Below are 13,229 nucleotides of genomic sequence, written 5' to 3'. Positions count from 1 at the left end.
GAACTCCGGAGGGGCGGCCGTGAACATCGACGACCGGATCGAGCGTCGGCTCGGCTACGACGCGGGCATGAGCGTGCTCGTCGACTTCGAGGCCGTGTCGCCGGTCTCTCACGCGGAGTCGCCGATCGGTCGCGGCCCGGCGATAGAGCGTCTCCTCGACGTGTTCGCGCCCGCCTTTTCCGGGTCGCTCCCGCCGACGGCCTACGTGTACGGTCCGAAGGGGAGCGGGAAGTCCGCGGTCGTCTCCGCGCTCTTCGACCGGCTCGCGAGCCACAGCGGCCCGCGGCGAGCCATTCAGACGACGACGCGGGCGGTCGAGCCGACGATCCCCGGGTTCGTCTACGTCGACGCCCGCGAGGCGTCGACCCGCTTCCGGCTGTACCACGCGATGCTGGCCGCGATGAGCGACGAGCCCGTTCCGGACCACGGGATCGGCACCGACGACCTGGCGGAGTCGCTGCGCGACGCGATGCGTACCGGTCCGGAGCTCGTCGTCGCCGTCGACCACACGAACGAGCCCGAGACGCCCACGCCGACGACGCTGATCGACTGGCTCACCGACGTCGGGGAGCGACTCACGTCGGTGTGTCTCGGCCGCGACCCGCCCGACTCGATCGACTGGATGCCGGAGACGACCGTCGAGTTCTCGAAGTACCGCCGCCACGTGCTCGTCGAGCTGTTGACGAGCCGGTGTTCGACGGGTCTCGGCCGGGACGCGCTCTCTCACGACCAGATCCGAGAGATCGTCGAGTGGGCCGCGGGCGACGCCCACGACGCGCTCGCCGCCGTGATGGGCGCGGCCGTCAGCGCGGAGCGCGCGGGCGCGTCCACCGTCCGGTCGCGGGACGTCGACGCCGGAATCGAAGGGGTACCCCGCCCGTGCGTGGCGCTGGGCCGCGTCCTCGCGCTCCCGGAGAGCCGCCAGCGACTCCTCTACGAGCTCGCCGGCCTCTCCGAGTCGGAGCGCTCCACGGTCGGAGAGGCGACGGAAGCGATCGCGGCGCGTCCGGGCGTCGACCTCTCGGCGTCGACGGTGCGGCGCGTGCTCTACGAGCTGGCCGACGGCGGCCTGCTCGAACGCGTCACCGTCCATCAGAGCGACGGGAAGGGCCGCCCGCCGAGCCGACTGGTGCCGCTATTCCCGACGGTCGTCTTCCGCGAGCTGTTCGACCGGCGCGTCCGGGCCGGATAGCCGCCGCGCGGACGGCCACCGCGCGGGCGCCCCTTCTCGAACGGAAGACAGTTGTCGCCGAGTCTCCGACTCTGGATATATGGTTCCGCCCCTGGCGCTCGACATCGACGGGACGTTGACGACGCCGACCGGCCGCGTCGACCCCCGCGTCTTCGAGCTGTTGCCCGCGTGGGACGCGCCGGTCGTGTTCGCCACCGGGAAGGCGTTCCCCTACCCGGTCGCGCTGGCGCACTTCCTCGGCCGCGAGGAGACCGTGATCGCTGAGAACGGCGGCGTCGCGTACGTCGACGGCGAGACGACGATCGTCGGCGACCCGGACGCGGCGTGGGCCGTCGTCGAGGCGTTCCGCGAGCGCGGCGGGGCGGTCGGCTGGGGCGACGGCGACACGGTGAACCGCTGGCGCGAGACTGAGGTTGCGGTCTCGCCCGACGCCGACGAGGCGCTCTTACGCGAGGTCGCGGCCGCCGCGGGCGGCGACGTGGAGGTCGTGGACACCGGGTACGCCTTCCACGTCAAGTCCGCCGGCGTGAGCAAGGGTCGGGCGCTCGAACGCGTCGCCGCCGCGCTCGATATCGACCCCGAGTCGTTCGTCGCGGTCGGCGACAGCGAGAACGACGTCTCGACGTTCGGCGTCGCCGGCGAGTCGTACGCGGTCGCCAACGCGGACGACGCGGCCCGCGAGGCGGCCGACGAGGTGGTGGCGGAGGGGTACATGGACGGCACCGCCGCGGTGTTGGCTTCGCTGCGCGAGCGCGCTCGATAGTCCGTACCCGACGGCGGAGCGCGTCCACTCTGCTCAGCTCGTCCCGGCGACTCCGGGGGGACGCGCACGGGTCATCAGCTCGATTCGGAGGGAATCGCCCTCGTGGTCAGGATCCCGCTCACGCGTCCGTCACGGCCGCGAGTTCGCGGAGCGAGCCGATTTCGTGGGTGGGCGTGACGGAGAGGGTCGTCTCGCGGCAGTGTGGCCGTCGGACGAACGCCGAGTCCAACCCGGCCCGGTGGGCCGCTCTCACGTCGCTCTCGCTGTCGCCGACGTAGAGCGCCGACTCGGCGCCGAGCTCCGCGACCGCCCGGTCGAGATAGTGCGTGTTCGGTTTCTTCAGGTCCAGGCTCTCGACCGTCTTCTCCCGGCCGTGATAGGTGTCGAACGCGTGCCGCAGGCCGAAGAAGTCCAACACGAACTCGACCGTGCTGTGGTGGTTGTTGCTCACGACGCCGCGGGGTCGATCGAGGTTCGTGACGCTCTGAACGTCGTCGTAGAGCGTGCGTGACCCCGACTCGAACTTCTCGAACTGAGACTGCTCGTCCAGCCGCTCGCGGGCTCGCCAGAACGCCTCCACGTCGACGCCGTAGGCGGCACACATCTCACGCAGTCTGTCGACGGTCGTCCCGCGTACGACGTCGTCGACGTGTGCTTGGTTCGGGTCTCGAACGCCCACCTCCTCGAACGCTTCTCGCGTCGCTTCGACCGCCGTCTCGTGGGCCGGCGGCTCGACTAAGACGCCGTCGTTGTCGAAGAGAATCGCGTCGTATCCGGTCACGGCCTCGGTGTTTCCCAAAACCCGGATTAATCGTTTCGGTGTCCCGGTCCGCCCGGCGACACGATGGCCGCGTCGAGCGGGTGGCGTCGTAGACCGGCGACCGCGGCGATCACTCCTCGCCGTACGGATACCGCGCCGTCGCGCCGCACTCCAGACAGCGGACGACGACGCGCCCGGGTCGCGTCCGGACGCGACTCGTCCTCGCCGGCCGGAGGTAGACGGCGCAGTCGTCGCAGGCGCGTCTGGAGAGTTCGGTCGGGATCCCACACCGGTTCCGCTCCGCGATCCGGCGGGCGCGGGCGACGTACTCCCGGGCGCGGTCGTACTCGTCGTCGACGACCGCCTCGCGGGCGAGCGCGAACAGTCGCTCGATCCGCTCCGCCGGAATTCCCATGTCACGACGGCGGGGGCGCGCCGGCAAAGACGTTACCATCCCGACCGGTCGCGGCGTCCCTTCGATCCGTGCGTCCCCGAGAGGGACGCGGCGTCCGCGACCCGCACGCTTTTTTATCGGTCCGATCCAACCGAACGGTATGAAAGAGTCTCTGATGGACGTGATCTGCTGTCCGCTCGACAAGGCGACCCTCGAACTCGACGTCGACGACGAGGACGACGAGGAGGTTCTCGCCGGCACGCTCACGTGTACGGAGTGCGGCGAGACCTACCCGATCGAAGACGGGATCCCGAACCTCCTCCCGCCGGACATGCGCGAGGAGGCGACGGCGTAACCGGCTCGAACCGATCGCTTTCGGCTCGTCGGCGGTCTCGACCCCGCCGAGAGCGCCGACGGACCCCTCAGTGGTGTGAATCTTTTTTTAGTGCGGGGTCGTGGTCTCGACTGTGCCGACACTCGACGTCGAACTGAACGGGGAGGCCGTCCACGACATCGACGCGCCGGACGCGTTCGTCACGGACGGCCCGTTCCCGATCGCGTTCGATAACGACGGGCGCTCGACGCACGTTCACCTCCACTTCGACGACGAACTCGATCGGGTGGCCGCGGTCGACGAGGTAAACCACTACGTCGCCGACGAGGCTACGCGCCGGGTCCACGTCTCGACCGCCGACGTCGACGAGCCGGTCCGCGGGAAGCTGAAGATCGTCACCGGCTACGGGTCGAACACCCGCTACGTCGACGTGCGGATCGACCCCTCGCCGGACGAGCCGAGCGAGCCCGTCGCCGTCGACGAGGAGCTCTCGGCGCCCCCGGAGCGCACGCCGGACGTCCCGCCCGGACGGCAGGTGGCGAACGCGGTGGACCGACTGGTCAGACGCGGCGGGATCGCGGGCGCCGTCTTCGGGTTCCTCGCGGTCGCAGCCGGGGTCGCGCTCGCGCTCGCCGTCGACAGCGCGGTCGTCTGGGTGGTGGTGGCCGTCGCGCTGACGGTCACCCTCGGAGCGGCGCTGATCGCGGTGAGCTGACGCGACGGCGCCCGACGCCGGTCGCGGCGCGCGGACCGCGGCCGGCGTGGCTCGCTCCATCTCGTCCGATCGCCACCCCGCTCGATCGCCACCCCGCTCGATCGCCACCCCGCTCGATCGCCACCCCGCTCGATCGCCACCCCGCTCGATCGCCACCCCGCTCGATCGCCACCCCGCTCGGCCCGTATCCGCGCGCTTTTAACCGTCCCGGCAGAATGTCGCACCATGAGCTTCGAGAAGGAAGACGAGGTCGTGCTCCACGACAAACACAGCGAGTACGACGGCGAGTCGGGCACGATCACGCAGGTGATGGAGACGATGTTCGGCGACGCGACGTACACGGTCAGCTTCGAGGACGGTCAGGAGACGGGCGTCCCCGAGGACGCGCTCGACGCCGTCGAGAGCGAGGAGTAACGCCGCCCCCACTCGTTTCGCATGCCGAAAGTCCCCTTCCACTACGTCGATCTCCGCGCGTTCTCGTACGCGACGGAAGACGTGAAACGCGTCGAACAGGCGCTGTACGCGCTCCTCCCCGAGGACGTCGAGCTCGAGCGCAACGAGAACGTGGGCCATCACGGGGACCGGATCGTCGTCCTCTCGGCGCGGGTCGAGACCGCCGACGAGATGCGACACGTGCTCGACCGCCTCTCCGAGTTGGACGACCTCGACCGCGTCCTCGACGAACTCGACGACCGGATCGACGACAACTGCGCGCTGTTCTTACGCCTCGACAAGCAGGCCGCGTTCCGCGACGAGGTACGGCTCGGCCCCGGGCTCACCGTCCGCACGAAGGTCGAGGCGTACCCGGCGAAAAAGGAGAAGGCCGTCGCGAACGCCCGCGAGACGCTCTCGCGGCTAGCTGACGACGACTGACCGGCGGTCGGGGCGCGTTTCGCCGGTCGCGTGCCCCGCCCGCATCCCCGGGATGCCTTTTTCACCGCACCCGCTGACTACCGACCATGAGCGATCCGTTCGTGGTCGTCGGCGCCGACGCGGCGGGGTTGAGCGCGGCCAGCAAGTTCCGCCGCGAGGCGCCCGACCGCGAGGTCGTCGTCTTCGAGAAGGGTCAGTGGATCTCCTACGCCTACTGCGGGATGCCGTACTTCATCGCCGGCTACGTCGACCGCATGTCCGACCTCCTCTCGCTGTCGCCGAGCGACGTCGACGAGCGGGGCATCGACCTCCGTCGGGGTAGCGAGGTCGTCGGGGTCGACCCCGACGCGAAACGCGTCACCGTCGAGACCGCCGACGGAAACCGGACCGAGCAGGCGTACGACGACCTGCTCGTCGCCACCGGCGCGCGGGCGACCACCGGCCCCTTCGACGTGCGCGGCCTCGACGGCGCCTTCACCCTCCACGACATGGACGCGGCGGCCGCCATCGACGCCTACGTCGCCGACCCGGACGCCTACGACCCGGACCGCGCCGACGTGAGCGCGGTCGACCGCGAGCGCGTCGAACGCAACAGGGCGATGCCGGCGCCGGAGAGCGTCGCGGTCGTCGGCGGCGGGTACGTCGGCGTCGAGGTGGCGGAGGCGCTCACGGAGCGGGCGCTCTCGGTCCACGTGTTCCACCGGTCCGGCCACCTCCTCTCGCCGTTCGGCGAAACGGTCGGGAACCGCGTCGAGGACGCGCTCGACGCCGAGGGCGTCACGGTCCACACCGACGCGCCGGTCGACGCGCTCGTCGGCGACGACCGGATCGAGGCGGTCGAAGTCGGGGGCGACGACGCCGAGACGGTCCCCGTCGACATGGCCGTCGTCGGCGTCGGCATCCGCCCGAACACCGACCTCCTCGACGGGACCGGGGTCGATCTCGGCCCGGGCGGCGCGATCCGCGTCGACGACCACGGCCGGACGAGCCTCCCGGACGTGTACGCCGCCGGCGACTGCGCGACGGCGCGTCACGCGGTGACCGGCGAGCCGGACTGGACGCCGCTCGGGCTCACCGCCAACCGGGCCGGGCGCGCCATCGGGACGACGATCGCCGGCGACCCGACTCCCGTGGGCGACATCGCGGGCACGGCCGCGGTCAAGGCGTTCGACACGGAGGCCGCGCGCGTCGGGATCCTCGACCGCGACGCCGCCGTCGACGCCGGGTTCGACCCGGTCAGCGAGACGGTGACCGCGGGATCGCGCTCGGGCTACTACCCGGGCGCGGCCGAGACGGACGTGACGCTCGTGGCCGACCGCGACACGGGGCGCCTGCTCGGCGGGAGCATCGCCGGCACCGACCGCGCCGCGATCCGGATAGACACGCTCGCGACCGCGATCGAGGCGGACATGACCGTCGCCGAGGTCGAGCGGCTGGACCTCGCGTACGCGCCGCCGTTCAGCCCCGTGTGGGACCCCGTACTCGTCGCTGCGAAGGTGTTGAACGGGACGTTAGACGAGTGAACCGAGGGGTCAGGCCCGAGCCCGCCCGACGAGGAAGCCGATCACCGCGGCGGCGAACCCGACCGCGACGGCGACGGCGACCGCGAGGCCGAGCGGTTCGGCGACCGCGAGCGCTGACGGTCCGCCGGCGGCGAAGGGGCTGACGTACGGCGCCGGCCCGATGCCCCGGAGTAACGTCCCCGCGAAGGGCCCGTACGCGAGGACCGCCGTCGGGAGGGCGCCGCCGCCGGTCGCGGCGAACGCGAGCGCGCCGACCGCCGTGACGGCGGCGAGCGCGAGGGCGGTCTCCGGGGCGCCGACGCCGATCGCGCCGGTCGCGTCGAAGGCCACGTACGACAGCGCCAGCCCGACCGCGCTCCAGACCGCGGCGCGCTCGAAGCCGGTCTCACCGAGGAGGATCGAGCGGAACGCGCTCTCGCCGTCCGCCGACTCGCCGCTCGTCATTCCGGGCGCGTCGCGCCCCGCCCCTCGCGGTCGGGGGTGCGGTTGCCGTGTTCGTCGATCTCGCCCGCGACGATCCGGGTCGAGGAGATGCGCTCGCCGTCCTCCGCTTCGACGTGGCCGACCACGATCAGATCGAGCGGGTCGTGGCCGCGGTCGGCGCGGATCTCGTTGATGCGTTCGCCGCCGTCGCGCGTCTCCGGCGAGACCACGAGCGCGTCGAACTGCGGCTCGACCGCGATGCCGGTCGGCTCCGTCAGCTCCCGTATCGCGTACTCGCGGCCGTGGGCCTCGGCGCGCGGGGCCAACTCCGCCTCCAGGTCGCGCTCGCGCTGCTCGTAGGGACGGACGTACCGCTCGACGTGTCGGGTCTTCGGCGCCAGCTCGTCGGTGGTGAGTCCGACGGTGACGTCACCCAGTTCGAACGCCCGTTCGAACAGCTTTCGGTGGCCGTCGTGAACGGGGTCGAACGTACCCCCCAGCGCGACGTTCATGCCTCTCCGTTGCCCGGGTCGAACTTAAAACGTCCCGAACCGCGGTCGCGTCGACGGGAGGTCGCGTCCCGGTCGCCGACGCCGATCAGTTCGTGGCTTCCCGGTCGCCCGCGTCTTCCGGCTCCGCTCCGTCCTCGTCGGCGGTCGTCTCCGCCTCTGTACCCGCGTCGTCCGTCTCGTCGTGGCCGTTCTCGTCGTCCTCTCCGCCGACGGATATCTGGACGGGCTCGGTGTCGCCGTCGGGCGACTCGCCCCCGAGGCGCCGGTCGAGGTTGAACACCGCGTTCAGCTCCGCCTGAACGTCGCCGACGACGCCGCGGACGAGGTCGCTCGGCGCGATGGCCTCGTACTCGTAGGGGTTGTTGCCCGCCCCCTCGGACTTCCGTTTGTCGCGCTCGACGGTCTCTTCGTCGTGGAGCTCGGCGAGCGCCTCGCGGACGGTACTGGGGTAGAGCCCGGTGCCGTCGGCGACCTCGTCGCTCGTGCTCTGCGGGTTGTCCCGGAGGTAGACGTAGATTCGCGCCCGCGTCTCCGTGTCGAGCACCCACGCGAGGAGGTCGACGACGTTGTCGTCGAACCCCTTCACCGCGCGGTCGGCGCCCTCGCCGAGTCGTTCCTTCGTCTTCCGAAGCTCTTCGCGGGTGCGCTCCGTCGGCGACTCCTCCGCGTCGTCGCTCGAACCGGAGGGCGTCTCGTCCGTTGTCATACCGAAATCTGGGGGCTACGCGGGCAAAAGAGTTTCTCGTCGCTTTCGTTCCGACGAAAGATCCGGCGCGGGTGGGCCCGACCGGGCCCGGCGTCAGGCGCCGACGAGGAGGTCGGCACACAGCGCGTCGAGGCCGGACTCCTCGCGGAGGCGGCGCTGCCGCGTTGCGCCGCTCTCCGCCTCGTACACGTCGCGAATCCCGGAAACGCCGAGCCGGTCACACTCCCGCTCGACGACTTCGCCGAGCGAACTCGTCTCCTCGCCGTTTCGGTCGACGAACGCGGCGTCGTGGCCGCGACGGATCGCCCGCCACTTGTTCTCGTCTAACAGTTCGCGGCGCAGCGTCGGCGGGGACTCGCCGTCCTCGTAGCGCTCCGCGTAGTCGACGACGAGGGCCCGGACGTACTCGACTAAGGCGAGGGTGACTTCGGGGTCGCGCTGGGCGTCTGGCGCGCGCACTTCCACGGTACCGTGGCCGGTGTGCGGGCGCACGTCGAACCACAACTCGCCGCGGTCCGCGATGGAGTCCGTCTCGACCATCCGGCGCTCGTACCGCTGGAAGGCGTCGAAGTCGTCGAACGCGGAGGGGATCCCCGTGTTCGGGAGGTTCTCGAAGACCTTCGCGCGGGCCGAGGCGAGCCCGGTGTCGAACCCGTTCCAGAACGGGGAGTTCGCCGACAGCGCGAGCAACACGGGGCAGTGCCACCGTAGCCGGTTCGCGACCCACACGGCCTTGTCCGCGTCGTCGACGCCGACGTGGACGTGGAGCCCCGCGGTGGTGTTCCGGTGTTGCGGGTACTGGATCCGGTCCAACTGCGCCTGATACCGCGGCTTCTGAACGTGGTCGAGCTCGCGCCACTTCGCGGCCGGGTGGAGGCCGGCGGACGCGATCTGATACCCGTCGGCGGCGGCGTGTTCGACGAGCGCCTCGCGGACGGTCGCGAGCGCCTCGTCGGCGTTCGCGGGGTCTTCGATCAGCTCCGTCTGCGCTTCGATCGTACACTCGAACAGCTCGTGGTCGAACCCCTCCGGCACGGCCGCCGGCGGGTCGCGGCCGTACACGAGATCGTCGGTCCCGGACGTCGGGCGGCCCTCGGCGTCGACGATGTAGAACTCCTCCTCGATGCCGAGCGTCCCCATCCGGGAGAACGCGTCCCGCGAACCGAGTTCCATTACCGCCCCGTACCGGTCGCTCGGTCTTATATGGATTGGAAGCCGGAAGCTGCGGCGTCCGGAACGGAAATCCGCCGTCAATCGATCGGAAAACGAGTCGGACGGGTGGGTCACACCCCTGTCACACCGAGGCGTCCGGTTCAGCCGAGGACGTACCGGAGCGCCGGGAACTTCTCGATGAGCGCCTGCCCGCCGACCTGAATCTGCTCGACGTAGGCGTCGAGTCCGAGGACGCGGCCCGCACCGAACGCCGCGACCGTCAGGAACACGACCGCGTACACCAGCGTCGAGTCGAACAGCGCCAGCGCCTCGCCGCTCCACCCGCCGAGGTAGAACAGCATCATCTGCATGGCGCCGCCGAGCGCGGCCAGCCGGACGAACGCGCCGGCGATGAGGGCGAGGCCGATGAGCAGCTGCGTCACCGGGACGACGACGTTGACGAACTCCATCAGCGCCGCGTTCGACGCCATGGCGGCGTAGATCCCGCTGACCGGACTCGCGGGGTTGATGTTCGCCAGGTATCCGGCGGCGTCGAACGGCCACTCGGAGACCTTGCCGAGCCCCGCGAACAGGATCATTCCGCCGATGGTCGCCCGGAGCAGGACGATGAACAGCGCCGACAGCGAGTGCGCCTTCCCCAAGAGCGTGACGCCGCCGAACTCCCCGCCGAACTCGTTTGTGTCTGTTGTGGACATAGTGTCTCTCCTCACTTACAGATACGCCGGAGTAGGGCATAAACCGGACAGCGGGTTCTCTCTCGGCGAGACGGATTTCACCGACTCCCACGGTGGGGCGGGTCTTTTTATACGGCTCGCCGAAGGAGTTCGACTCGCGCCAGGCGTCACGGACCGTGCCTCGCCGTCTCCCGGTGTCTCCGGGCGCGGCCGGCCTACCACGCCTCGCCGCTCGCTAAGTCGACCTCGGCGTCGCCCTTCTCCGAGGGGCAGACGTCCGCCAGCACGCAGTCGGCGCAGTCGGGGTTGATCGCGGTACACGTGGCGCGACCGTGGTCTATCATCAGGTGCGTGAACTGCTGCCAATCGCTCTCGGGAACGACGTCCAGGAGGTCCTGCTCTATCGCCTCCGGGCGCTCCTCCTCCGTGATTCCGAGTCGACGGGTGAGCCGCTGGACGTGCGTGTCGACGACGATTCCCTCGACGACGTCGTGGCCGTGCTGGAGGACGACGTTGGCGGTCTTGCGGCCGACGCCGGCCAGGTCCGTCAGCTCCGACATCGTGTCGGGCACTTCGCCGTCGTGTTCCGCGGCGATGTCGCCGCACGCGGAGCGGATGTACTTCGCTTTGTTGTTGTAGTAGGTGATCGAGTTGATCGCCTCCGCGAGCTCCTCCTGTGGCGCGTTCGCGTAGTCTTCGGGCGTCTCGTACGTCTCGAATAAGTCGGCGCACACCTTGTTCACGCGTTCGTCGGTACACTGCGCGGAGAGGATCACGGCGATGAGCAGCTCCAGCCGGTTCGAGTAGTTGAGCGAGATGGTGGAGTCGGGGTACTCCTCGTACAGCCGGTCGAGGACCTCGGCGACCTGCCCTTCGCGCGTGTCGAGTGACGTGCCCATGTGACACCCTCCGTCCGGGCGACATTGAACGATCCGACTGGGACCGTCCCGGCCGCCCGGGCCGGAGGCGCGCTCCCCTCCCACCGAGTAGTAAGACAGTTACCACGCGGCGCGCTGGTGGAGGTATGGACGTACTCGACGTCGCGGCGCGCGCGACCGCGACCGGGCCGGTGTGCGACGCCTGTCTCGGTCGGCTCGTCGCCGACCGCAGCTTCGGACTGTCGAACGCCGAGCGCGGCTCGGCGCTCCGGGTGTCGCTCTCGCTGCGCGACGACGAGGACCACGAGCCGGTCGAAACGGCGGAGTGTTGGGTCTGTGAGGGGCGCTGTGCCGACTTCGACGAGTGGGCCGGTCGCGCCGCCGAAGCCGTCGACGGCGTCGAGTTCGCCACCTACAACGTGGGCACCCGGCCGCCGCCGCTGATCGAGGAGAACGAGGCGCTGTTGCGCGCGGAGGCGGGCCTCGACGAGGACGCCGGGGAGCCGTTCAAATCGGAGTTCAACCGCGAGGTCGGCAAGCGGTTCGGGCGGGCAGCGGGCGCCGAGGTCTCCTTCGACCGCCCGGACGTGCAGTTCACGATCGATCTGGCCGAAGACGCGATCGACGCGAAGGTGAACTCCACGTTCGTGTACGGGCGATACCGGAAACTGGAGCGCGACATCCCGCAGACCGAGTGGCCCTGCCGCGAGTGTAAGGGCTCCGGGCGACAGGGTCCGGACCCCTGTGACCACTGCGGCGGCTCCGGCTACCTCTACGACGACAGCGTCGAGGAGTACACCGCGCCGATCGTCGAGGACGTGATGGACGGGACGGAGGCGACGTTCCACGGCGCGGGCCGCGAGGACGTCGACGCGCTCATGCTCGGCACCGGCCGCCCGTTCGTGATCGAGGTCGAGGAGCCGCGTCGCCGCCGGGTCGACACCGACCGCCTCCAGTCGGACATCAACGCCTTCGCCGACGGCGCGGTCGAGGTCGAGGGGCTCCGGCTCGCCACCTACGACACCGTCGAGCGCGTGAAGGAACACGACGCCGCCAAGCGCTACCGCGCGCAGGTCGCGTTCGACGCCGACGTCGACGCCGACGCGCTCGCCGCGGCCGTGGCGGAACTGGAGGGGCGGACCGTCGAGCAGTACACCCCGAACCGGGTCGACCATCGGCGCGCGAGCATGACCCGCGAACGCGACGTGTACGAGGCGACCGCCGAACTGGACGCCGCGGATCCCCGCCACGCCACGGTCGAGATCCGCGGCGAGGGCGGTCTCTATATCAAGGAGCTGATATCGAGCGACGAGGGCCGCACCGAGCCGAGCCTCGCCGGCCTGCTCGGCGTCGGCGCCGAGGTGACCGCGCTCGACGTGCTCGCCGTGGAGGGCGAGGACGAACCGTTCGAGCGCGACGAGTTCTTCCGGGAGTAGCGCGCTCCGGACTCCGGGTCCGGCCTCTCGGCACACGTCTCGAACCGGGAACCAACGGGATTTATCTGACGAGCGTCAGACGTTCGCGTATGAACGGGAGCGACGCCGACGGCGGAAACGCCCGAGAGGGCGGGACGCGAAACGGCGGCGCCCGCGGCGAGTCGGGCGGTTCGGCCGGGACCGGAGGCGCCGGTCACGCCGGCTCGCCCGCGGTCGGTGACACCGTGATCCGCCCCGCGGTCGACGACGCGGCCGAGGTTCCGGCCGTCGCCGACGCGTCGCTGAACGGCGCCGACCGCGCGGAGCGCCCCGACCGCGTCTCGTCGGTCCTCGTCGCCGTGGGCCCCGGCCCGCACTCGGGGGCGACCGTCGACGTCGCGCGAGAGATCGCGGCGGCGACCGACGCGTGGCTCGAACTGTTCCACGTCGTCCCCTCGGACGCGGCGCTCGCCGACGCCGGCCCGGGCGAGGACGCCTCCGGGACCGCCGTCGACGCGGGCGACCCGGACGCCACCGACTACGCCTCGGCCGGGGAGCGGCTCCTCGATGCGGCCGAGAAGCGGCTCGGCGGCTTCGACCGCGCGGACCGCTGGCTCGTCGAGGACCGGACCGCGGCGGGCGCCATCGTCGAGCAGTCGGCGTACTACGACCTGGTCGTCGTCGGCGCGCCGACGACCGGGACCGTCGGCCGCTTCGTCTTCGGCTCCACCACCGACACCGTCGTCGGGGACGCCGAGGTACCCGTCGTCGTCGTCGAGGCCGACGGGTCGACCGCGCTCGACGCGGCGTAGACCCCCTCGACTTCTCGCCCGTTGCGCGCCCGTCTCGTCGCTCTCGCCACCCGGTTCTCGCCGCGTGTTACCGATCCGCGTC

The 13,229-nt window shown here is 70.8% G+C and carries 17 protein-coding genes; 9 read left to right on the top strand and 8 right to left on the bottom strand.

The window, feature by feature from the left end; genetic code table 11:
• The first annotated feature begins 19 nt into the window (after positions 1-19).
• Entirely contained in the window at positions 20-1,192 is a 1,173-nt protein-coding gene (locus tag ABDZ89_RS08725; RefSeq protein WP_343778314.1) for a Cdc6/Cdc18 family protein, read from the top strand.
• A 79-nt stretch (positions 1,193-1,271) separates the two neighbouring features.
• Positions 1,272-1,955 carry an HAD-IIB family hydrolase gene (locus ABDZ89_RS08720; protein ID WP_343778313.1) on the top strand — a complete coding sequence of 228 codons (684 nt, stop codon included), beginning with the start codon at positions 1,272-1,274 and terminating at the stop codon, positions 1,953-1,955.
• A 118-nt stretch (positions 1,956-2,073) separates the two neighbouring features.
• Here ABDZ89_RS08720 and ABDZ89_RS08715 read toward each other — a convergent pair whose 3' ends face one another.
• Together ABDZ89_RS08715 and ABDZ89_RS08710 are read right to left on the bottom strand one after the other, a co-directional pair.
• On the bottom strand, positions 2,074-2,736 hold the full coding sequence (locus tag ABDZ89_RS08715; protein WP_343778312.1) for an HAD family hydrolase: 663 nt from the start codon (positions 2,734-2,736) through the stop codon (positions 2,074-2,076).
• A 109-nt stretch (positions 2,737-2,845) separates the two neighbouring features.
• The gene (locus ABDZ89_RS08710; RefSeq protein ID WP_343778310.1) at positions 2,846-3,130 is read right to left on the bottom strand and encodes a ribonuclease P protein component 4; all 285 of its coding nucleotides are present in this window, start codon (positions 3,128-3,130) and stop codon (positions 2,846-2,848) included.
• Positions 3,131-3,269: 139 nt separating this feature from the next.
• On the opposite strand from ABDZ89_RS08710, the gene ABDZ89_RS08705 reads away from it, so the two are divergent.
• The 5 genes from ABDZ89_RS08705 to ABDZ89_RS08685 all read left to right on the top strand — a co-directional run bounded on the left by ABDZ89_RS08705 (position 3,270) and on the right by ABDZ89_RS08685 (position 6,554).
• A complete protein-coding gene (locus ABDZ89_RS08705) occupies positions 3,270-3,464 on the top strand; it encodes a methytransferase partner Trm112 (protein ID WP_343778309.1) in 195 nt (64 codons plus the stop codon).
• Positions 3,465-3,576: 112 nt separating this feature from the next.
• Positions 3,577-4,158, top strand: a complete 582-nt coding sequence (locus tag ABDZ89_RS08700) for a DUF7524 family protein (protein ID WP_343778308.1) — start codon at positions 3,577-3,579, stop codon at positions 4,156-4,158.
• A 225-nt stretch (positions 4,159-4,383) separates the two neighbouring features.
• Positions 4,384-4,572 (top strand): hypothetical protein, encoded by a 189-nt coding sequence (locus ABDZ89_RS08695; protein ID WP_006113388.1) that lies wholly within the window; start codon positions 4,384-4,386, stop codon positions 4,570-4,572.
• 21 nt (positions 4,573-4,593) lie between these two features.
• The gene (locus tag ABDZ89_RS08690) at positions 4,594-5,031 is read left to right on the top strand and encodes an RNA-binding protein (protein WP_343778306.1); all 438 of its coding nucleotides are present in this window, start codon (positions 4,594-4,596) and stop codon (positions 5,029-5,031) included.
• Positions 5,032-5,117: 86 nt separating this feature from the next.
• The gene (locus ABDZ89_RS08685; protein ID WP_343778305.1) at positions 5,118-6,554 is read left to right on the top strand and encodes an FAD-dependent oxidoreductase; all 1,437 of its coding nucleotides are present in this window, start codon (positions 5,118-5,120) and stop codon (positions 6,552-6,554) included.
• 9 nt (positions 6,555-6,563) lie between these two features.
• Here ABDZ89_RS08685 and ABDZ89_RS08680 read toward each other — a convergent pair whose 3' ends face one another.
• From ABDZ89_RS08680 to nth, 6 genes are all read right to left on the bottom strand, one after another.
• Entirely contained in the window at positions 6,564-6,998 is a 435-nt protein-coding gene (locus ABDZ89_RS08680) for a hypothetical protein (RefSeq protein ID WP_343778304.1), read from the bottom strand.
• On the bottom strand, positions 6,995-7,489 hold the full coding sequence (locus ABDZ89_RS08675) for a phosphopantetheine adenylyltransferase (RefSeq protein ID WP_343778303.1): 495 nt from the start codon (positions 7,487-7,489) through the stop codon (positions 6,995-6,997). The genes ABDZ89_RS08680 and ABDZ89_RS08675 overlap by 4 nt, the downstream gene beginning before the upstream one ends.
• Before the next feature lie 85 nt (positions 7,490-7,574).
• Entirely contained in the window at positions 7,575-8,195 is a 621-nt protein-coding gene (locus ABDZ89_RS08670; protein ID WP_343778302.1) for a helix-turn-helix domain-containing protein, read from the bottom strand.
• Positions 8,196-8,288: 93 nt separating this feature from the next.
• Positions 8,289-9,368: a glutamate--cysteine ligase gene (locus ABDZ89_RS08665; protein WP_343778301.1), complete on the bottom strand. Its 1,080-nt coding sequence runs from the start codon at positions 9,366-9,368 to the stop codon at positions 8,289-8,291.
• Positions 9,369-9,508: 140 nt separating this feature from the next.
• Positions 9,509-10,063 carry a DoxX family protein gene (locus ABDZ89_RS08660; protein ID WP_343778299.1) on the bottom strand — a complete coding sequence of 185 codons (555 nt, stop codon included), beginning with the start codon at positions 10,061-10,063 and terminating at the stop codon, positions 9,509-9,511.
• Between the two features lie 194 nt (positions 10,064-10,257).
• Entirely contained in the window at positions 10,258-10,941 is a 684-nt protein-coding gene (gene nth, locus ABDZ89_RS08655) for an endonuclease III (protein WP_343778298.1), read from the bottom strand.
• 125 nt (positions 10,942-11,066) lie between these two features.
• Here nth and ABDZ89_RS08650 point away from each other — a divergent pair, with 125 nt between their 5' ends.
• Together ABDZ89_RS08650 and ABDZ89_RS08645 are read left to right on the top strand one after the other, a co-directional pair.
• A complete protein-coding gene (locus ABDZ89_RS08650) occupies positions 11,067-12,356 on the top strand; it encodes a tRNA pseudouridine(54/55) synthase Pus10 (RefSeq protein WP_343778297.1) in 1,290 nt (429 codons plus the stop codon).
• Between the two features lie 89 nt (positions 12,357-12,445).
• Positions 12,446-13,147: a universal stress protein gene (locus ABDZ89_RS08645; protein WP_343778296.1), complete on the top strand. Its 702-nt coding sequence runs from the start codon at positions 12,446-12,448 to the stop codon at positions 13,145-13,147.
• The last annotated feature ends 82 nt before the right edge of the window (positions 13,148-13,229 follow it).

Origin of the sequence: Halorubrum ejinorense, assembly GCF_039522565.1 — an archaeon.
Classification (GTDB): domain Archaea; phylum Halobacteriota; class Halobacteria; order Halobacteriales; family Haloferacaceae; genus Halorubrum; species Halorubrum ejinorense.
This window is presented reverse-complemented; position numbering and strand designations above follow the sequence as displayed.